Consider the following 19,603-nt stretch of genomic DNA (forward strand, 5'->3'; position numbering starts at 1 on the left):
TAATCTCTCTTTTAAATAGTTACAGCTAACTGGCTAATTATCTCAAGGTATCAATCCTCAGTAAAGTGAGTATTTATGCTTAGTCTTCTCGGAGACGTGTCTGTAGCTTATCGTACTACATTTTGAAGTGCGGAGTGTAGGATAAAAGATGTAGCGGGCTATGTCGGGAATATAATACCTTTCTTGCTCCCCTCTCCCAAGCGTGGGAGAGGGGTTGGGGGTGAGGGCTGGTATAGTGAAAAAAGTTAGTTAGGCTAGAAACAGCACAATCTTTCATCCATTAATTTTATGGCAAGGGAACCGGGAATTAAAGTCGAACCGCCTGTTTCAGTCTGGAAAAAAGCGATAAAAGCCAATCCCAAGGGTTTATTCGCCTCATTGGGTAAAGCCGCCATTAACGGCATGTTTCTGAAATGGGATGACTTGGCGGAGAGTGGCGTTGAGGTTCTCGAAAACTTGGGATTAGAAGCAAAACCGGGAGAAATTGCGGGATTGCTGATTGTGCGTTCCCTGATGCAAGCGATGCAAGACTTGTTAGACGAAAATAGGGGACTTCTAATCCAGAAACCCGATAATCTTACAGAATTGTACAACAGTCTCAATGCATCGTTAACCAGTAACGAGTTAATCCTTGACCCCGACTTTTTCCAGCATCCCCAAAACTTGCCGATTGTGCAAGAAGCGAAGACGGGGTTTGCTCAGTGGTTAGAGGCGTATGTGGAGAAAAAGGTTGAAGCTGAAATGATCAGTAGTCGCCTCCCCGCTTACTTTGTTTTTGCCTTAAATGACCAATGGGTTAAGCATTCCCAAGTTTATATTGCCTTAAAAGAAGTTCTGGATACACCCTTTACCCAAGCCACGAAACGAGAACAGGGATGGTTACGGTATCGCGCACGGCTGCAAAAGCGGGTAGATGAACCGATATTTTGGGAAGCATTTAGCCTCAAACAAGTTTATGTGCCATTACGCGCCTATTATGAGCGAGAGGTGGCGGGACAATCAGAGCGAAAATTAGAACTAGGAATTAGTGAGAATAAAAACTATGAGCGAGTTATCGTAGATCTCAATAGTGAATTGGAAACTTGGTTACAGAATGCTGAAGCAGATGATGCGATTCGCTTAATCAGTGGAGGACCCGGAAGTGGTAAGTCATCCTTTGCTAAAATGTTTGCCGCACAACAGGCGGAAAAGGGAGAAATTCCAGTTCTGTTTATTCCCCTCCACTTATTTAAAGTATCGGATGACTTGGTAAAAGCGGTAGGGAAGTTTGTCCAGATTGAAGGATTCTTGTCTCACAATCCCTTGGACAGAGAAAATGGGGAATCGCGATTACTGATTATCTTTGATGGCTTAGATGAGCTATCAATGCAGGGTAAAATTGCCGAACAAACGGCTAAAGAGTTTGTCGAAGAAGTCCGGCGCGAAGTTGACTGCTTTAATTATCAGCATCTTCACTTACAGGTTTTGATTACAGGACGAGAAGTCGTGGTGCAAGCGAACCGCAGCAAGTTTCGCAAACCGCTTCAACTGCTGTATATTCTGCCCTATTTTGTGACAAAAAAAGAAAGAGATAGCCAAAAATATATTGATGATCAAAATTTGCTTGAGGAAGATCAACGCCAGCTTTGGTGGCAATCTTATGGTCAGGCAAAAGGTAAGCAGTATGATGGTTTACCGCCAGAATTAGACAAGGATAGTTTGGTTGAGATTACAGCGCAACCGTTATTAAATTATTTAGTAGCATTAAGCTTTGAACGGGATAAGCTGCGATTCTCAAAAGATACGAATCTGAATGAAATCTATGCTGATTTGCTGGATGCTGTTTACGAGCGAGGGTATGAAAAGCATGGCTATCGTTTGACTGAGGGGATTGAAAAATACGAGTTTATCGCGATTCTTGAGGAAATTGCCCTAGCTTGCTGGCATGGAGATGGTAGGACAACCAGTGTAAAAGAAATTGAGTATCATTGCGATAATAGTGGACTCAGGCAAATTTTAGATCGCTTTCAAGCCACCTTACAAGAAGACTCAAGAGCGAGTATCACTCGTTTGCTGACTGCTTTTTACTTTCGCGAAAGTGGAGAGATCCGGAATAGTGAGAAAACCTTTGAGTTTACCCACAAAAGCTTTGGGGAATATCTGACAGCAAAACGTATTGTTGAAGGAGTTCGGCTTATCCATGAAGATTTAGAAGAACGTAAGCTGAATTTTCGCAAAGGTTGTGATCAACGGGATGCCTTAGTCAGATGGGCGACTCTCTGCGGTTTGTCGGCGATGGATGAATACCTGTTTAAATTCGTCTGTGATGAAATGCGTTTACAGGATTTATCAGAGGTTCGCGATTGGCAAAATACATTATGTCGTTTGATTGAGTTTATGCTGCGTCATGGAATGCCGATGGAGGGTTTGAATCCTCGACAGAATTTTCAGGAAGAAACGCGACAGGCGCGAAATGCAGAGGAAGCGTTATTGGCTGTATTAAATGCCTGTGCGAGGGTGACGAGGGAAATTTCAGAGATTAATTGGCATTCTCCTGAAGCGTTTGGCTCATGGATATCAAGGTTACAAGGGCAGAACACAGATAGGAAAAATTTACTAGCTATTCAGTGTATTAGCTTTCTAGATTTGCAAGGTTGTAATCTCAGTTTCAGTAGTTTTTTTGGCGCCAATCTTGAAAAAGTTAATTTTGAAGGAACAGAGCTTGAAAGAGTAAATTTTCAACAGGCAAATCTAACTGTAGCAAATCTTCAAGGAGCGTATCTATATCAGGTGAATCTTCAAGAAGCAGATCTAGATGGTGCAGATCTTGCAAGAGCAAGTCTTGAAAGTGTAAATCTTCAAGAGGCTTGGCTAGGTGGAGCAGATCTTACAGGAGCAAGTCTTAAAAGTGTAAATCTTCAAGACGTATATCTCGGTGGAGCAGATCTTACAGGAGCAAGTCTTGAAAGTGTAAATCTTCAAAAAGCTTGTCTAGATGGGGCAATCCTTCAAGATTCTTATTTATATAATGTGAACTTAAAAGACGTTGACTTGGGCACCGTAAATCTTCAAGGAATACATTTGGAAAAGATGATAATTATAGAGTAATTTATCAAATAAAGTATTGACCTTTACAATGAATCTATTACCTAAACTTCTCGGCAAATCAATCCCTCAACTAAGCGCTCTCACCTTACTGTCTTTGCTCAATAAAACCTTGGAAAAGGGCGGGTTTACTAACATCTAGGTGAAAAAATACGATAACCATAAAACCCGCCCCTACATTGATATCAGAAACTTTCCTCACCGCCAACCCCTCTGCGAACCTCTGCGCTTTCCCTCTGCGTTCCTCTGCGTTAAAAAAAGCCAACATTCCCACCTCTCAACCCTAGAAATAAGGCGCGATCGCAAGCAAATTATATAATCAATCTAAACAGCACTAACCAAGCTTTACCATAATATTTTAGGCTAAGGGTTTAATCGCATTAACTTTGTAGGGGCGCAAGGCTTGCGCCCATCAAACCCCTACAATCTATTACTAACTATTCAATCAACGAAAATCTGTCGCCGCAAAAGACTCATCATTTCTCCCGAAGTACCATAAGGAATCGGTGGACTCCACTCGCGCACATCTGCAAACCGTAAGCGATGCAGCGTTTTAATGATACTGTTAATTCCTTTGCGGGAACCGATAACCATCACCTTGATAAATTCTTTTCTTGACACTGGATCAGTAGCAGCCTGAACAGAAACCTCAGCAGAAGGCAATTGACTGTCATTCGGCAAAAAGTATGCTTGCATTTGAGTTCACCTCTTTGACGTTCCAATTAGTCACATTTTTACGATAACACAACTTGTGACTAATTGGAACATTTACAGGATCATCACTCTCTGACACAATCAAAAGCATGGGAAGAGCAGGTAAAGCCCTCAAACAGACACTATCAATCTTTGGCATCAGCCAAAATCAGTTAGCGGCGGCGATGGGAGTCGGACACGCCAACGTTAGCCGTTGGGTTAATGAAGTCAGAGATCCCGGCGGTGAAACCATCCTAGAAATTCGCACAGCACTAGGACAAATTAATCCCGATGCGGCGGAAGAATTCATCCGGCTATATCTGACGATGCCGAAAAACGAGTGAAGGGTTATAACTCCACTTGGGGGTGACGCATTTGGATAGGAAAATCGGCGCGATCGCGAGAACTTATAACCCCAATATTTTCCCCATAACTTATGTTTTTAAACTTGACGGGCGGGTTTGATCGGAAATTGTATAATCAATCTAAATAGCACTAACTGAGCTTGAATGGGGAGCATGTCATCCTTGTAGGTTGGGTAGAGCGTAAGCGTTACCCAACGTCCTAACCTGTTGGCGTTGGGTTTCGTTCCTCAACCCAACCTACAATAAAATTTTGTGTTCTGACATACTCCCGCTTGAATAGCACTGAAATTAAGCGAAATATCGCCAATTTGGACGCCAGCCAATAAAGTTATCATCTTCAAGTTAAAGTAAGGATTGAACTTACTGGATAAATCTGTGAACCCGTTTTAACGGGTTTAAGCTTTAAGCCAGAACTTTAGTTCTCGGCTTATATCTCCCACTCTCAACTATGAAACTATTTCCCCTTCCCCGAAATAACCGCCTAATTATCGCCACCCTAATTAGCCTTTGCCTAATCCTATTTAGCTGGCTCAACTCCCCCCTCCATTCCACACCAACCAACCCCCAAACCGAACTCTTTAACCAAGTCTGGCAAACCGTCAACGATAACTTTTACGATCCCAACTTTAACGGCGTTAACTGGCAAAACATCAAAGACGACTATGAACCCAAAATCCGCCAAACCCAATCCAGGGAAGCCGCCGCCACCCTAATCAATCAAATGCTATCTGAACTCAACACCTCTCACACCCACCTCTACATCTCCAACCAACCCGCCTACTACCAAGTCTTAGGAATCTTTGCACCCAGAAACCGCGACTTACGCCAACAACTCAAACCCTTCTTTCCCAATGGCAAAATAGAATATACTGGCATTGGTATCGTCACCAAAACTATCGACAACCAAACCTTTATCAGCGCCATTCTCGAAGGAAGTCCAGCCGCTGAAGCCGGATTAAAAGTAGGCGATCGCATTCTGAATGTGGATAATCGACCCTTCCAACCCATTGAATCCTTTGCCGATCAAGCTGGTACTCCTGTCAAAATGGTAATTGAGCGATCGCCAAATCCCAACAGTCAGCAAGAAATCACCGTCACCCCTAAATTGCTGGATACAACCACCATGTATCTCGACGCCATGGACGCCAGCACTGAGATAATTGAACAACAAGGTAAAAAAATCGGTTATATTCATATCTGGTCTTATGCCAGTGATGACTATCAAGAACAGCTTGAAGAAGAACTCATCTATGGTCGTCTCAAACAAGCCGATACTTTAGTCGTAGACTTAAGAGATGGATGGGGAGGTTCACCACTCACCGCCCTGAACATCTACACCGCTCCAAACTTAAGCTTAACCACGATTTTCCGGGATGGTACAAAATATACTCACTACGCAGGCTGGAATAAACCCGTCGTCATGCTGGTAAATGAAGGAAGCCGCAGCGCTAAAGAAATTCTGGCGTATGGTTTCCAGCAATTCAATATTGGACCTGTTGTCGGTACGCCAACCCCTGGCGCTGTAGTGGCGGGGCGCCCATTTCTCATGTCAGATGGTAGCTTGCTTTACGTCGCCGTCGCTGATGTTTACGTGAATGGAGACGAACGACTAGAAGGGAAAGGAGTAACACCCGATATCCTGGTTCCCTTCTCCCCAGAATACGCCCAAGGCGCTGATCCGCAAAAAGAACGGGCGCTGGAGGTGGCGCTGGAAGCCATTCAAGAGTGAAATTAGGTTATTTAATAGCACTGCCCACCAGCCAAAATTTTAGACAACGCCCATCTTATACCAAATCCACCTTTGAAACCCCCTTTTTGCCCTGGCGACTAGAAGTCGCAGCTACACAAACAAAGTCCGCCTGCGCGGACTAGATTATAAAGGGGGTGGCTAACCCAGATTTGGTATTATACTGTGGCTGTATCCCACTTCAGATAAGGCAACTTCGCCGCTGTCTCCCGAACCTGGTCAACTTGCTTCACCAGTTGTCCGCAACTATCCCACGTTCCTGTAATTAAAGTTTGCCGTACCCCTTCAGGCATTGAAACAGAGGCTTGGAAGTCACCACTGCGAACGTCCATAGCTTCCAAATCTACCGTTATCGGCGCTTGCGGATTCTCTTCCAGGATTCTCTGTAACTGCTTCACGGTTTCCGGTTCAGCCGTGACACAGGGAACCCCCATTGCTAAACAGTTACCAAAGAAGATTTCCGCAAAACTTTCACCGACAAGGGCTTGTATTCCCCATTTTTGCAAAGCTTGAGGCGCATGTTCCCGCGAAGAACCACAGCCGAAGTTGCCGTTAACCACTAAAATATCTGCCCCTTGATACTGGGGGCGGTCAAACGGATGTTGCCCTTTTGCTTGGGCGCGGTCATCAGCAAAGGCTTTGTCTCCTAATCCCTCAAAGGTAACACAGCGCAAATAGCGAGCGGGGATAATTCTGTCGGTATCAATATCATTCCCCACAACCGGAACGCCTCGTCCTGACACGGTTTTAACTTGACTCATGGATTCACTCCTTTTTTTCTATAAAAAATATATCTCCATTTTCGCTAAGGGTGAGCAAAAGGAGGCGATTGAAATCGCTGCTACACAAACAAAGTCTGCCTGCGCGGACTTCTAAAATTATCAATATAAATTCTAGTCAACCTAAAATGCATCATAGTTGAGTTAGTGCTTTTACCATACAGTTAAGAGTAATATAAATCCTATTTAAATGTATTTACCATTGGATATAAAGATATAATCAACAGACGAATTAGGTTGGGTTGTATGCCTTAACCCAACCTATCTGATACTATCAGCTACTGCCGTTCATCCCTAATTTTCATAGAGAAGGCGATTGAGAATTTCTTGTCCTGCGGGATTGAATACCTGGAGACGAATAATTCTAGGATCATTGGGTCGCCATGCGACTTGATACTGATAATCCCCGTTGTTCCAGATATAAAGGCGGCGTTGAGGATTTCCCCGTACTTTCGCACCTCGGAGAACCAGGTTATCGCCGGTTCGTTGATTAGTACCGTAGTACGTCAGGGCGTTGTTGCTATAGTTAATCGTGACTGACCATTCACCCCCTTGAAATGTCCCCAGAGGAACCCTCGCTTGGGCGACGACAGGTGTTTTAATGATAAACTCGGTAATTGTAGGCGCAGATAGACCGAGAATGGTAGCAAGCGCGATCGCTCTCATATTCATAACTTTCCCTCCGTTGCTGTAACATAAGCCTGGAACGCAATTTCCGGCTAAAACGGTTAACTATAATTGAATTTCAACCCGTTTTAACTGAGATCTGGCAAAATTGGTAATACACCCCAAATGACTCGCTCGGTGGGCAGGATTCACTAACTCTAATATAAGCGTTTCCCGCGTTATAATACTTGCCCATGATCGCGGCGTGACTCAGCTAAAATTGTGGAATAGCTTTTACCATTGAGTCGGGCGCACGCCATGCGCCCCTACGGTTTCCGGGCTAATGGTTAATTCCTCCAATTATGTGTGCCGAACCACTACTGGCGTGACTCAGCTAAAATTGTGGAATAGATTTTACCATTGAATCGGGCGCACGCCATGCGCCCCTACGGTTTCCAGGCTAATGGTTAATTCCTCCAATTATGTGTGCCACGCCACTACATAAAATTGGCTCAAGCTTACTCCATTAAAGGCTTTGAACCCGTTTTAACGGGTTTTAGCTTTCAGCCAGAACTTTAGTTCTTGGCTGGCTGGCTGGCTGGCTTGATGGCTACTCACAATAACTGTCTAACATCAGAAACTTCCCCATTAACCGCCGCCGCTACCACCATCGCTGGACTCATTAACAGGGTGCGTCCCGTGGCTGAACCCTGACGCCCTTTAAAATTACGGTTGGAGGAGGATGCACTAATTTGATCCCCTTGTAACTTATCCGGATTCATCGCCAAACACATCGAACATCCGGGTTCGCGCCACTCAAACCCCGCTTCGACAAAAATTTTATCCAATCCTTCGGCTTCGGCGTCTTTTTTGACTCGTTCTGAACCCGGAACAACAAACGCCTTCACCCCTTGTGCGACTCGCTTCCCTTGGGCAAATTGGGCGGCTTCGCGTAAATCTGTCAATCGTCCATTGGTGCAACTTCCGATAAAACAGACATCCACTTTTGTTCCCTGAATCGGCGCACCAGGAATAAGCTGCATATACCGATAGGCTTCTTCGGCGATCGCACGTTCTGATTCGGGTAAACTATCCGGTATGGGAATCGCTTCATTTACGGCAATTCCCTGTCCCGGTGTAATTCCCCACGTTACCGTTGGCGCAATCTCTGCCGCATCAAAGGTGAGGATATCATCATAAACGGCATCGGCATCAGAACGCATACTGTTCCACCATTCCACCGCTTTATCCCAGTCTTCCCCTTTCGGCGCAAAATCTCGCCCTTTGAGATACTCATACGTGACCTGATCCGGATTAATATAACCACATCGGGCACCGCCTTCAATGGACATATTACACACCGTCATCCGTTCTTCCATCGTCATCTGCTCAAAGGTTGTGCCAGCATACTCATAAGCGTAGCCAACGCCACCTTTGACCCCTAGAGTACGGATAATGTGCAGAATCACATCCTTGGCGTAAACACCGGGAGGAAGTTTCCCGTTAACTTCAATTTTGCGAACCTTAAGTTTAGACAGGGCGAGGGTTTGCGAGGCGAGGACATCACGAACTTGAGATGTACCAATCCCAAACGCGATCGCACCAAACGCACCATGAGTTGAGGTATGGGAATCTCCACAAGCGATCGTCATTCCGGGTTGGGTTAATCCCTGTTCTGGAGCAATCACATGGACAATCCCCTGATTCCCCGATCCTATATTATAGAAGCGAATCCCATAATCCTTACAACTTTGCTCCAACACCTGCATCATCTCTTCGGCTAAGACATCCGCAAAAGGACGCGCCTGGTTTTCGGTGGGAACGATATGATCCACAGTCGCCACCGTGCGATCGGGATACAGCACCTTTAATCCCCTTTCCCGCAGCATCCCAAAGGCTTGGGGACTGGTGACTTCATGGATTAAGTGTAAACCAATAAAGAGTTGAGTTTGACCCGAAGGTAAAGTACCGACGGTGTGGGAGTCCCAAACTTTATCGAATAGTGTTTTCTCGCTCATCTGCAAAAGGTTGTTATAGGATTTAAGGATAATCACCAGTCAGCTATAGGATAGATGCTGGAGCTTTCTATTTTATCTAATTGTGGGGGTTTGGGGGAGCAATAAGACCCACGCCATAATTTTTAATTGGGCGTTGGGATACACTGGACTCCCCCAACATCAATGTGGTAAATTGACATCATCCTTCGATACATCTGCTCACAAAGCTAGTTGAAATTGCTGCACCGTGAGTTGATTCTCGAATTCGATAATCAACAACCAAGGCAAATCAAACTAACCAGTACCGCCGGGCTAGCGGGAATGGAAACTGCCTGTGCAGACGGTCTACCGGGGACTGAAATGTACTCGTTTCAGTCTAGGTAAGTGTCGAAATACCGCAAGGGAAAAACCAGGAAATCCAAGTTGTGAAGCTTGGAAGCCCACACCAAATCCAAGATTCTGGTGTGGGAGGATGTCACCGCGACTGTAGCATGAATCTGACCATTAAAAGAGCGATCGCATGGTTCCTGGAGGATGTGCGATCGCTCTTAGGTCGAATAGCACTGAAATAAGCATTTTGGGAACACCAAAACCCTTGAGCTACCGTAGGGTGGGCATTGCCCACCAGCATACCAGTCAGTGCCATTCCTCTTAGGTCAGTCTACGCCCCATCAACGACAGCGTAACGCACCAGTGAGGGTTAAGATAGTGAATTGTGGCTTTGCCGAACAAATTCTACTGACTGACACAGCTAAAATTGTGGGATAAATGTGACCATTGAACGCGCACAACCTGCGCCCCTACGGTTTCTGGATATAATTGTAATTCATCAAATAAGCTGTGCCACGCCACTACTAACTGACTAAGGTTTGCAATGCCTGCAAAAGATGCCTTTCATCAGCTCGTTAGAACTGCCCTTGAGCATGAGGGATGGACAATCACTCATGACCCCTATCGCATCGATTTAGGATTTGTGAATTTCTATATAGATTTAGGTGCAGAGCGGTTAATTGCGGCAACCAAAGATGGCGAAAAAATTGCTGTTGAAATTAAAACGTTCCTGGCAACTTCGACAATCTCAGAATTCCACATTGCCATTGGACAATTTATTAACTATCGTATTGCTTTGGAGGAAGAAGAGGCTGATAGACGATTATATTTAGCCGTTCCATTAGAGATTTACAAACGGCTTTTCAAGTATCCATTCATTCAAACTGTGATTCACCGCAACCAAATCCCTTTAATTATTTATGATATCGACAAGGAGGCGATCGCTCAATGGATAAATTAGATTGGTATCGTCAACTAATTCAGGATTTGCTGAGGGCAAGGGCGCAGTTGCGTTCTCCCAATGATCCGATCAAAAGTCAAACTGTTTTCGATCGAGACGGTGATCACTATCAGCTTGTCAATTTAGGCTGGAAAAATAACAACACTCGAATCTACGGTTGTGCCATCCATGTCGATATCATTGATGGCAAAATTTGGGTGCAACATGATGGCACAGAAGACGCGATCGCCGATCAGTTAGTTGAAAAAGGAGTGCCGAAGCAAGAGATTGTTTTGGCTTATCATGCACCTAATGTACGAAAATATACAGATTTTGCCCCAGGTTAACTAATAAAGTGTAATCGCTGGTGAGATTTCCCTTGTCTCAATTATCCGCGATCGCTATAGTGGTATCGAGCTTGGAGAAAATCAATGCGGTCATCACTAACCATATAAACGATGCGATCAGCTTGAGTTAAACGGCGCGACTAGATATTAGCATCCTGATACTTCAATCGTTCAGGTTTTCCAGTTCCTGTAAAGGGATAACGGCTTATCTGTTCCACTAAAGATAAAAGCCGGAGTGCAATTTTTCTATTTGTCTGTACCCAGTAAGCCAAATCTTCCAGAAATTGGGAGTCGAACACAAGATCACGTTCTAATCTCTCTTCTTGAGTGGGTTCAGATTGGGGAGGTTCAGACTCTGGATACTCCGGTTGAGACGTTTTACGCTTCTTCTTCGCCAAGTCCAAACTCAGTCAAGTAAATCGTCTATACTTCGAGGTGGAAAAGTCCGCGCTTTGGCACGTTGTATCGCCGCAAGCAGACGCGCTGCATTCTCTGGTGACTGAAATAAATAAGCTGTTTCTATGATACGGTTCAGTTCGTTGATAGGAATAATCGCGACACTCTCAGAAACATCACGAGTGACAATGACGGCTTCGCGGCTGGCAATAGCTTCTTCGTAAATTTTGTCAAAATTTCTACACGCTTGGGTGTAGTTGATCTGGCTTTGCATTGTCTTATATTTGGTCTATTGGTTTTAATAAGTTAGGTACAGTTAAACTGTCTCTGATGTGATCCTAGCGTGACTTCTGTAACCCAACCATAGGATGAACAAGGGATTTCCAATATCTTAGCCTAGAACTGATTACACTCACCGGGCGATCGCGGTTGGCAATTCTTGGTGATGAGTCGGAATTGGTTTGGGTGGGTACGAATCAGGATTTAATAAAAGCATATTAACTAACTCAAATATCTTGCATATTCTTGAAAAACAGGAGATAAATTAAACCAAATTTTATCCCCTATTTTTGTTTTGAGTAAGTATCGTTTGCTCAAAGATTGTAATCCATTAATTAAGTCCATTGATGACAACAATAAGGCTTGCCTTAAATCTTCTCTTGATACAGGTTTATTAGATTGGCTCAATTCTAAAATGAGTTGTTTTTCTACTGGTGATAATCGTTCAAATAATTCATCAAATTTAGACTTCATGTCTTCTGTAATCAAAAAGCTGTCTTGCCTTATAAAATCAGAAACTTTACCTCCAAAAATAGTTTTAATTAAGCTAGCTATGTGTTTTAAATAAGCGGGATTACCTTCATATAAATCAATTAATTTTGACCAGCTTTCATTATCTTCCAATCCTAGATTATTCAGTATATCAGTATCATTTATTCCTTCTAGTTCTAAGGATTTAACAGAATATAGTTCTTCATCTAGGCAAAGCATTTCTTGGCATTGTTCTTGACTGATTAAGATTAAACTACTTTGATGTTCAATCTCTGTCATCATTTTGAAAAGAGTCTTATAATTTTTGTATTCACTTTGGTACTGTCCTGCAAACTTTCCACTGGTGAATAATTCTTGCACATCATCAAGGACGATTAGAAATCTTTGCTGACGTAAAAAATTGAACAATTGAGTTAATTTATTGTCAGTTTGGATAGGTTCGGTATTGATACCTGTTAAAATTTCAGTAATAACGCTATCTAAAGAGCGAAATAATTTGAGGCTTTTCCAGATAACTACATCAAATTGTTGCAGGTTGAGGTCAACGAATTGTTTAACTAGGGTAGTTTTACCAATTCCACTTAATCCTAAAATTGAGATGAGACGAGTGTTTTGATTGGTTAGCCAGTCGGATAGGGTTTGAAGTTCGGTGGTGCGATTATAGAAGTGGATGATTTTAGGGGCGAGGGTTAAGTCGTAATACGATTCTTTTGACTTGTCAATATTATTGTTACAAAAATCATTTTTTGCTTGATCCAATGGACAGAAATGAAAATTACTATTTATTCCTATTCCAACTAACTGAGACGAATTTAACTTTAATGAATCTTTAAGTCTTTCTATTGTCCAACAAAAATTTGATTTATTAATGTCTTCTCCTAACTGCTCAGATAAAATTTTATATAATTCACGGCTAACATTGCCAATATGATTTTCACTCTCATAGCCAAACTCTTTTGCCATTTCGCTGTAAGTAGAACCTTGCCAAATTCCTTGAACCACGTTTTTTTGTAAATTATTGAGATGCTTTCCTGTATGCTTGAAGACTAGCTGATCTACCAAATGTAAAATTTCTGTTACAGTCATATAAAGCAGATATAGAAACTATTTTAGCTATTATAACCCACTCTGATGTTAGATTATCAAGTTTTTTCAAGGGGTTTTATTAATATTTTTTTACAACACACAGAAGGAAATCAAGGTTTTTCAGTTGTCACTGTTCAGGCAAGATGATTTATAGTTAATCGTATTAATCCTTTACTTGGAACATAAAACCTAGGGAGTAATTCATGATCATTGGAGAAAAATTTAAAAATGCTTTTGATGGTCGCATAACACAAGTTTTTCTATATCTCACAGATACTTGCAACTTAAGATGTAGGCAATGTCTATATAAAACAGAATTGACATTCCAGTTGAGCCAGAAAGAAATTCCCTACCAAGATGCACTTGGTTTAATGGAGTCATTTTATAATCTAGGAGCACGTAAAATAACTTTTATGGGAGGAGAACCCACTTTATACAAAAAATTGCCTGAGTTAGTACACAAGGCTCGCCAACTTGGATACTCCTATATTAGGATGGACTCGAATGGCACTTTTAATACTTCATTGTTAGATAATCCGTATCTTCAAGAAATTGATGAAATAACATTTAGCTTAGATGGTTACAATGAAGAAATAAACGATAGTATTAGAGGAAAGGGTTCTTTTTATAAATGTGTTCATAATATCAAAAAAGCCATATCCAGAGGCTATGAAGTTCATGTAACAACTTGTGTGCATAGAGGATTTACTCAAAATTCTAGTTCTGACGAACATCTGGGGCTTATCGAAATGATTAAGTTCCTTAAATCTCTTGGAGTTGCTAAAATTAATATGCACGACTTATTTAAGTCAGGTATTCCACGCGATGTTTGGTCGGATTCAATTGATACTTCAATTGAAGAATATATTAATGCTTATCAATTAGTTATTGAATATAAAAAAAAGAATAAAGATAACACTATTCGTATGCCTCAATGCGTGACAACTCAAGATGAATTTAACCGAAATCCAGAATATTATGGATATTGTTCGGTCAAACAGTATGACAGGATACTTGCTTTCCCTAATGGTATGCTAAGAGTTTGTTCTCTTATGATTGGTACACCCTATTGTGTTGGATACTATAATTCTAATAGAGTATATTGGAATGAAAATCCTACGAATGAAATTCTAGGACATGAAATGAACAATAATACAAAATGCACTAATCAAGGAAAGGGTAATCATTTTTCAGGTGAATATGTTCCATTGTGTGTATCATTCAAACCTAAACAAGATGAACCTGTATGGATAGAGAGGCTGAAATGGGAACAAAAAAGAAAAGATTAATCATTTTTCCAACAAGTAGGTCATAATAAATTAATGAGTTTATCCTTGAGGAGCGGGTTTAGCTGATAAGCTTGGTTGCAGAATCATTGGATAGGATGTAAAACCTACTCCTTGGTTACTTAAGCTGTCATGCATTTAAATTGGGTATTAGTAGCGAGCAAGATGCTCGCACTACAAGGCTTTCACCGTTATTGATATTAAGGTTTAAATGCCGAACAGCTTACTTGATTTGATGTTTTTTGAGCTTTGCCATAATTTGTAATTAATCCCTTTATTGATTAGGATATGAAATTATGAAATATATCGAAATTGAAATTCGTATATATTTAGAGGATGATTCAGTTTTAGTATCATGGCTAAAATCGAATGCTCAATATATTGGTGAGTTGAGCCAGGAAGATATATATTATCAACCAATAAAATATCCATTCATCATAAAGGATGATGAGGGTTATAAAGATGCAGATCAATGGCTTAGAGTAAGAACCTCTAGAAAAGGAACAGAACTATGTTATAAGTATTGGCACAGAGATTCGATAACGAAAGAATCTCTATACGCTGATGAAGTAGAAAGTACTGTTGGAGATAAAGAAGCAATTTGCAAAATACTGGAATTACTGGGATACGAAGTTATATCTCTTATTGATAAGACCAGAGAGAGTTGGATTTATAACAATTTTAAAATAGAAAGAGATTGCGTTAAAGGATTAGGTAATTTTTATGAAATTGAATTTACTGGGCAAACTAGTAACCCTGAAAAAGGCAAAGAAATAATATTTGATTTCTTAACAGTAATCGGTATAGAAAATTGGAAATTAATAGATAGAGGTTACCCTTGGATGCAATGGAATAATGATTGGTAATTGCAGACTTCTTAATAGTTTTTTAATAGAATTAAAAGTGTAAAATAGGCAATCACAGGGAGATTAAGCTGTTCGGCATTTAAACCTTAATGTCAATAATGACGAAATCCTTGTAGTGCGAGCATCTTGCTCGCTACTAATACCCAATTTAAATGCGTGACAGCTTAAGATCGGCGATTTATCAACAAGCGATCGCACTCCCCACCGGAAATGCGATCGCTCTTTCTCAAGTCTACGCCCCATCAGGGACGCAGACGCTAAACACTCAAGACTTAGCCTTGTTGTTTTTCAACTTCAGCCACCATCAACAGTGTCTTCATCACCGAGTCAGGGTTCAAACTCATTGAGTCAATTCCCAACTCAACCAAGAACTTGGCAAACTCAGGATAGTCACTGGGCGCTTGACCGCAGATACCAATCTTACGACCATTCTTCTTCGCCTTCTCAATTACCATCCGTACCATTTCCTTAACCCCGTCATTGCGCTCATCAAAGATGTGAGCCACTAAACCGGAGTCACGGTCTAAACCTAAGGTTAACTGAGTTAAGTCATTGGAACCAATGGAGAACCCATCAAACACTTCACTGAACTGATCCGCCAAGATCACGTTACTGGGAATCTCGCACATTACATAGACTTGCAGTCCATTTTCGCCACGCTTCAAGCCGTATTTCTCCATTTCTGCCAGCACCTTGCGCCCTTCCTCAGGGGTACGGCAGAAGGGAATCATGGGGATTACGTTAGTTAAGCCCATGTCATCCCGAACTCGCTTGATCGCTTGACACTCTAACCCATAGGCTTCGGCATAGTTTTCATCGTAGTAACGAGACGCACCACGCCAGCCAATCATCGGGTTTTCTTCCTTCGGCTCAAACTGCTGACCGCCGAGGAGGTTGGCATACTCATTACTCTTGAAGTCGGACATCCGTAACACAACTGGGTTGGGATAGAATGCCGCCGCAATCATTGCCACACCCCGCGCCAACTTGTCTACGAAGAAGTCAGCCTTGCGTTCGTAGAGGTAGGTCATTTTGTAGATTTCCCGCTTGACGGTGGCATCTTCGAGCTTATCGAAGTTCAGCAGTGCCAAGGGGTGCACCTTAATATGATTGGCGATGATGAACTCTAAGCGGGCTAATCCCACGCCATCGCAAGGAATCGCCGCCAAACCAAAGGCTTCTTCTGGGTTACCCACGTTCATCAAAATCTTGGTGCGGGTTGTGGGTAGGTTTTCCAGTTGGGTTTCTTGGACTTCAAAGGGTACAAGCCCTTCGTAAACCCGTCCTTCTTCCCCTTCAGAGCAGGAAACAGTGACCTCTTGTCCACTCTTAAGCACACCTGTAGCATCACCACAACCCACAATCGCGGGGATTCCCATCTCACGAGCAATAATTGCTGCGTGGCAGGTACGTCCACCTTGGTTGGTGACAATGGCTGATGCCCGTTTCATGATTGGTTCCCAGTCGGGGTCAGTCTTGTTGGTGACTAAGACTTCACCGGGTTCAAACTCATCAATCTTGTGGACATCCAGAATCACTTTGGCTTTGCCCTGACCAATCATTTCGCCAACGGCGCGACCGGTAACCGCCACCTCAGAGGTTCCTTTAAGCTGATAGCTCTTGAGGACGCTCTTGGATTTCTGGGATTGAACGGTTTCTGGACGAGCTTGGACGATGTACAAATCACCCGTTTCACCGTCTTTCGCCCACTCAATGTCCATAGGGGTGTAGACACCCCGGACTTCGGAGTAGTGGTCTTCAATAATACAACCCCAGCGAGCGAGTTGCAGAATTTCTTCGTCGTTGATGGCGTATTTGACTTGCTCAGGCTCTGACACGGATACGTTCTTGGTCAGTTTCGAACCACCGATGTCATAGATCATCTTGATTTCTTTGCTGCCCAAGCGCTTTTCGAGAATCGGGCGATACCCGTCCTTGAGCGTGGGTTTGAATACAAAGTATTCGTCGGGGTTGACAGCACCTTGGACAACGTTTTCGCCCAAACCATAGGCAGCGGTAACTAGGGCGGCATTCTTGAAGCCTGTTTCTGTGTCAATGGAGAACATGACACCGGAAGAGGCTAAGTCAGAGCGCACCATTTTCTGCACCCCAACTGACAGGGCGACATCAAAGTGATCAAACCCTTTGAGGGTGCGATAGGAGATGGCGCGGTCAGTGAAGATGGAGGCAAAGCAACGATGGCAAGCGTCTAAAACGTCCATGACACCGTAGACGTTCAGGTAAGTTTCTTGCTGACCTGCAAAGCTGGCATCAGGTAAGTCTTCAGCCGTAGCGGATGAACGGACGGCTACGTCAACAGCTTGGCTTTTCTCCTTGCACTCTTCTTGGTATTCCGGCTCAAACCGATCGCAAAACTCAGCGGTAACCCCATACCGTTCGCACAGCTTCAGGTAAGATTCCGCGATCGCCGTTCGCAGGTTTTCTGGGAACGGTGTATTGAGAATCAAAGACCGCGCTTGCTTACCCCGGACTCGCAGGTTATTCATATCCTCGACATCGAGGTCAGAAAACAGTTCGCGTAGCCTTTCTTCTAAACCTGCTTCCTTAACGAAGTAACGGTATGCATAAGCCGTCGTGGCAAATCCGGTGGGAACTCTGACGCCCTTAGCGGTCAGTTGTCGGATCATTTCACCCAGGGAGGCGTTTTTACCACCCACCAAGGGAACATCGACAATTCCTACCTCTTCAAACCACAGAATGAGAGCTTGTTCTTTGGACGATTGAGATTTTGTTGTTTCAGTAGCTGCAACCATTAAGCATTTCCTCCTACTTTTGGTTTTGGTTTCAGTGTTTTAGTTTACCGATACTCAGCCGAAAAAATTCCTTTAGGTAATATTTTCTTTAGGATTCGGCTGTTTTTTATAGAACCATACCTCACAATTAAATTCGTAGCGATTTACACATTTATTTGTTTTTTGGCAACTCTTGCTACAATTATAGTCATCGCCAATCTACCACTCTACTCAAGTTTAGAGTTAAAGCCATCCGATCTACTATCATTTCCCATCCTTATAGTTGGGATAAATTTAATTGATGTTTATCAATCCTTTGGGTTTTGACTTAAGGCGTTGAATTCGGGAATAAATAGCTCAATCTACACTTGCTCAATCCACACTTTGTCGCGCTTGGGCGGGTTTGTAGCCTTGCAAACTTCTTCTGGCGTTCTCCTTGAATAATTACTTACTTATTAGGAGAGCGAGTAATTCGGTCACAGTCCTTTATTTCAGAACAGTTCTACCATAGCAGACTATTGAGAAATAGACAAGCCGTAATCCCTAATTTAAATCAGCACTAAAGCCACCCAACCCTAGGGATATTAACAACCTAGATATTGTTTATTAGGGGCTAACCCAAATGATAGCTCTGTTGGTTATACATTTTTCCTTTAGTTGTATTCCATTTTTAAATGATCCCCAGATAGAAGTATCAAATATTGTCTATCTATCCGTAATATCTTTGTGTTTATCGAAACAAAGTCACTATAATTAAACTAGGTAATTTATCGGCTTAGTCAAGAGCGTGTCTGTCTAAATTTTAGTCTAAATTTTAGTCTAAATTTTCCTGGCTCCCCTGCACCAAGACGTGGCTCTCAGACTGATTTACAAAGGGATATTGACCTCCGACTGATTATTGCCTTGCTAGACATGATAGCGCAATCCCAGATTCTGACAAGATCTAAATTTGGATTGTAAACTTATGTAAAACGAACACACTGTATCGATCATGATTTCTCGTCGCACGCTTGTGAGCATTCTCCTGGCAAGTTGTCTGGCTTGCTTGACTTGGTTAAACGTCACTCCCGCCGCCTCTGCTCTCGGCGGTAAACAACCGCCATTAAATGAGCCTGCACCAGAGTTTACGCTACCGACCAATAGTGGGGATGGGGAGGTATCACTCTCTGATTATCGGGGGAAATGGGTAGTTTTGTACTTTTATCCCAAGGATTTCACCTCAGGTTGCACCTTAGAGGCTCGTCGCTTTCAGCAAGATTTGCCCAAATATATAGAGAGAAATGCCCAAATTGTGGGAGTGAGTGCGGATGATGTGGACTCCCATGCCGATTTTTGTGACTCAGAGGGGTTGAAATTCCCCCTTTTAGCCGATACAGATGGGTCAGTGAGTAAGGCGTATGGGTCTTGGATGGGCTTTGTCTCCCTACGTCATACTTATCTCATTGATCCCGATGGTATCTTGCGGGAGATATTTCTCGGTGTTCGACCCGCGATTCACAGTACAGAGGTACTGGCACATTTAGATGAGTTGCGATCGGTGACATAAGCCAAAAGCAC

16 protein-coding genes and 1 pseudogene are annotated in these 19,603 nt (G+C 42.8%); 8 read left to right on the top strand and 9 right to left on the bottom strand.

Annotated elements, in window-relative coordinates:
* Positions 1 to 288 precede the first annotated feature (288 nt).
* The gene (locus RH949_RS11570; protein ID WP_446353200.1) at positions 289 to 3,087 is read left to right on the top strand and encodes a pentapeptide repeat-containing protein; all 2,799 of its coding nucleotides are present in this window, start codon (positions 289 to 291) and stop codon (positions 3,085 to 3,087) included.
* 438 nt (positions 3,088 to 3,525) lie between these two features.
* Here the strand turns inward: RH949_RS11570 and RH949_RS11575 are convergent, their stop codons facing one another.
* Positions 3,526 to 3,780: a hypothetical protein gene (locus RH949_RS11575; protein ID WP_446353202.1), complete on the bottom strand. Its 255-nt coding sequence runs from the start codon at positions 3,778 to 3,780 to the stop codon at positions 3,526 to 3,528.
* A gap of 107 nt (positions 3,781 to 3,887) precedes the next feature.
* Between RH949_RS11575 and RH949_RS11580 the strand changes: the two genes are divergently transcribed.
* Both RH949_RS11580 and RH949_RS11585 read left to right on the top strand, forming a co-directional pair.
* A complete protein-coding gene (locus tag RH949_RS11580) occupies positions 3,888 to 4,121 on the top strand; it encodes a helix-turn-helix domain-containing protein (RefSeq protein ID WP_006103752.1) in 234 nt (77 codons plus the stop codon).
* A 469-nt stretch (positions 4,122 to 4,590) separates the two neighbouring features.
* Positions 4,591 to 5,871 carry a S41 family peptidase gene (locus RH949_RS11585; protein ID WP_446353204.1) on the top strand — a complete coding sequence of 427 codons (1,281 nt, stop codon included), beginning with the start codon at positions 4,591 to 4,593 and terminating at the stop codon, positions 5,869 to 5,871.
* Between the two features lie 176 nt (positions 5,872 to 6,047).
* Here RH949_RS11585 and leuD read toward each other — a convergent pair whose 3' ends face one another.
* The 4 genes from leuD to RH949_RS11605 form a co-directional block, all read right to left on the bottom strand.
* Complete coding sequence (gene leuD, locus RH949_RS11590) at positions 6,048 to 6,650, bottom strand: 3-isopropylmalate dehydratase small subunit (RefSeq protein WP_446353206.1); 603 nt, start codon at positions 6,648 to 6,650, stop codon at positions 6,048 to 6,050.
* 312 nt (positions 6,651 to 6,962) lie between these two features.
* Positions 6,963 to 7,340: a hypothetical protein gene (locus tag RH949_RS11595; RefSeq protein ID WP_446353208.1), complete on the bottom strand. Its 378-nt coding sequence runs from the start codon at positions 7,338 to 7,340 to the stop codon at positions 6,963 to 6,965.
* A gap of 548 nt (positions 7,341 to 7,888) precedes the next feature.
* A complete protein-coding gene (gene leuC, locus RH949_RS11600) occupies positions 7,889 to 9,292 on the bottom strand; it encodes a 3-isopropylmalate dehydratase large subunit (protein WP_446353210.1) in 1,404 nt (467 codons plus the stop codon).
* Positions 9,293 to 9,746: 454 nt separating this feature from the next.
* Positions 9,747 to 9,917, bottom strand: a complete 171-nt coding sequence (locus RH949_RS11605; protein WP_446353212.1) for a hypothetical protein — start codon at positions 9,915 to 9,917, stop codon at positions 9,747 to 9,749.
* Positions 9,918 to 10,145: 228 nt separating this feature from the next.
* Here RH949_RS11605 and RH949_RS11610 point away from each other — a divergent pair, with 228 nt between their 5' ends.
* On the top strand, positions 10,146 to 10,562 hold the full coding sequence (locus tag RH949_RS11610) for a XisH family protein (RefSeq protein ID WP_446353214.1): 417 nt from the start codon (positions 10,146 to 10,148) through the stop codon (positions 10,560 to 10,562).
* Entirely contained in the window at positions 10,550 to 10,888 is a 339-nt protein-coding gene (locus RH949_RS11615) for an element excision factor XisI family protein (protein WP_446353216.1), read from the top strand. Before RH949_RS11610 ends, RH949_RS11615 begins: the two co-directional genes overlap by 13 nt.
* Positions 10,889 to 10,929: 41 nt before the next feature.
* Here the strand turns inward: RH949_RS11615 and RH949_RS11620 are convergent.
* The 3 genes and pseudogenes from RH949_RS11620 to RH949_RS11630 form a co-directional block, all read right to left on the bottom strand.
* Positions 10,930 to 11,187, bottom strand: a pseudogene (locus RH949_RS11620) (Txe/YoeB family addiction module toxin).
* 107 nt (positions 11,188 to 11,294) lie between these two features.
* Positions 11,295 to 11,558 (bottom strand): type II toxin-antitoxin system Phd/YefM family antitoxin, encoded by a 264-nt coding sequence (locus RH949_RS11625; RefSeq protein ID WP_446353218.1) that lies wholly within the window; start codon positions 11,556 to 11,558, stop codon positions 11,295 to 11,297.
* A 227-nt stretch (positions 11,559 to 11,785) separates the two neighbouring features.
* Entirely contained in the window at positions 11,786 to 13,141 is a 1,356-nt protein-coding gene (locus RH949_RS11630; RefSeq protein WP_446353220.1) for an NB-ARC domain-containing protein, read from the bottom strand.
* Between the two features lie 203 nt (positions 13,142 to 13,344).
* Here RH949_RS11630 and RH949_RS11635 point away from each other — a divergent pair, with 203 nt between their 5' ends.
* Positions 13,345 to 14,430 carry a radical SAM protein gene (locus tag RH949_RS11635; RefSeq protein ID WP_446353222.1) on the top strand — a complete coding sequence of 362 codons (1,086 nt, stop codon included), beginning with the start codon at positions 13,345 to 13,347 and terminating at the stop codon, positions 14,428 to 14,430.
* A gap of 293 nt (positions 14,431 to 14,723) precedes the next feature.
* Positions 14,724 to 15,293 carry a class IV adenylate cyclase gene (cyaB, locus tag RH949_RS11640; RefSeq protein ID WP_446353224.1) on the top strand — a complete coding sequence of 190 codons (570 nt, stop codon included), beginning with the start codon at positions 14,724 to 14,726 and terminating at the stop codon, positions 15,291 to 15,293.
* Positions 15,294 to 15,565: 272 nt separating this feature from the next.
* Here cyaB and ppsA read toward each other — a convergent pair whose 3' ends face one another.
* Positions 15,566 to 18,067: a phosphoenolpyruvate synthase gene (gene ppsA / locus RH949_RS11645; protein ID WP_446353226.1), complete on the bottom strand. Its 2,502-nt coding sequence runs from the start codon at positions 18,065 to 18,067 to the stop codon at positions 15,566 to 15,568.
* Between the two features lie 970 nt (positions 18,068 to 19,037).
* On the opposite strand from ppsA, the gene RH949_RS11650 reads away from it, so the two are divergent.
* The gene (locus tag RH949_RS11650) at positions 19,038 to 19,592 is read left to right on the top strand and encodes a peroxiredoxin (protein WP_446353228.1); all 555 of its coding nucleotides are present in this window, start codon (positions 19,038 to 19,040) and stop codon (positions 19,590 to 19,592) included.
* The last annotated feature ends 11 nt before the right edge of the window (positions 19,593 to 19,603 follow it).

Origin of the sequence: Coleofasciculus sp. A1-SPW-01 (genome assembly GCF_040217205.1) — a bacterium.
In the GTDB taxonomy this organism is placed as follows: Bacteria; Cyanobacteriota; Cyanobacteriia; order Cyanobacteriales; family Coleofasciculaceae; genus Coleofasciculus; species Coleofasciculus chthonoplastes_A.

What these genes read in the sequence shown, in the direction of transcription:
- RH949_RS11585 (WP_446353204.1), top strand. Translation starts at nt 4,591, where the DNA reads ATGAAACTATTTCCCCTTCCCCGAAATAACCGCCTAATTATCGCCACC.
- RH949_RS11575 (WP_446353202.1), bottom strand. Translation starts at nt 3,780, where the DNA reads ATGCAAGCATACTTTTTGCCGAATGACAGTCAATTGCCTTCTGCTGAG.
- RH949_RS11605 (WP_446353212.1), bottom strand. Translation starts at nt 9,917, where the DNA reads ATGGCACTGACTGGTATGCTGGTGGGCAATGCCCACCCTACGGTAGCT.
- leuD (WP_446353206.1), bottom strand. Translation starts at nt 6,650, where the DNA reads ATGAGTCAAGTTAAAACCGTGTCAGGACGAGGCGTTCCGGTTGTGGGG.
- RH949_RS11595 (WP_446353208.1), bottom strand. Translation starts at nt 7,340, where the DNA reads ATGAATATGAGAGCGATCGCGCTTGCTACCATTCTCGGTCTATCTGCG.
- RH949_RS11625 (WP_446353218.1), bottom strand. Translation starts at nt 11,558, where the DNA reads ATGCAAAGCCAGATCAACTACACCCAAGCGTGTAGAAATTTTGACAAA.
- RH949_RS11570 (WP_446353200.1), top strand. Translation starts at nt 289, where the DNA reads ATGGCAAGGGAACCGGGAATTAAAGTCGAACCGCCTGTTTCAGTCTGG.
- RH949_RS11630 (WP_446353220.1), bottom strand. Translation starts at nt 13,141, where the DNA reads ATGACTGTAACAGAAATTTTACATTTGGTAGATCAGCTAGTCTTCAAG.
- RH949_RS11615 (WP_446353216.1), top strand. Translation starts at nt 10,550, where the DNA reads ATGGATAAATTAGATTGGTATCGTCAACTAATTCAGGATTTGCTGAGG.
- RH949_RS11580 (WP_006103752.1), top strand. Translation starts at nt 3,888, where the DNA reads ATGGGAAGAGCAGGTAAAGCCCTCAAACAGACACTATCAATCTTTGGC.
- RH949_RS11610 (WP_446353214.1), top strand. Translation starts at nt 10,146, where the DNA reads ATGCCTGCAAAAGATGCCTTTCATCAGCTCGTTAGAACTGCCCTTGAG.
- leuC (WP_446353210.1), bottom strand. Translation starts at nt 9,292, where the DNA reads ATGAGCGAGAAAACACTATTCGATAAAGTTTGGGACTCCCACACCGTC.
- RH949_RS11650 (WP_446353228.1), top strand. Translation starts at nt 19,038, where the DNA reads ATGATTTCTCGTCGCACGCTTGTGAGCATTCTCCTGGCAAGTTGTCTG.
- ppsA (WP_446353226.1), bottom strand. Translation starts at nt 18,067, where the DNA reads ATGGTTGCAGCTACTGAAACAACAAAATCTCAATCGTCCAAAGAACAA.
- RH949_RS11635 (WP_446353222.1), top strand. Translation starts at nt 13,345, where the DNA reads ATGATCATTGGAGAAAAATTTAAAAATGCTTTTGATGGTCGCATAACA.
- cyaB (WP_446353224.1), top strand. Translation starts at nt 14,724, where the DNA reads ATGAAATATATCGAAATTGAAATTCGTATATATTTAGAGGATGATTCA.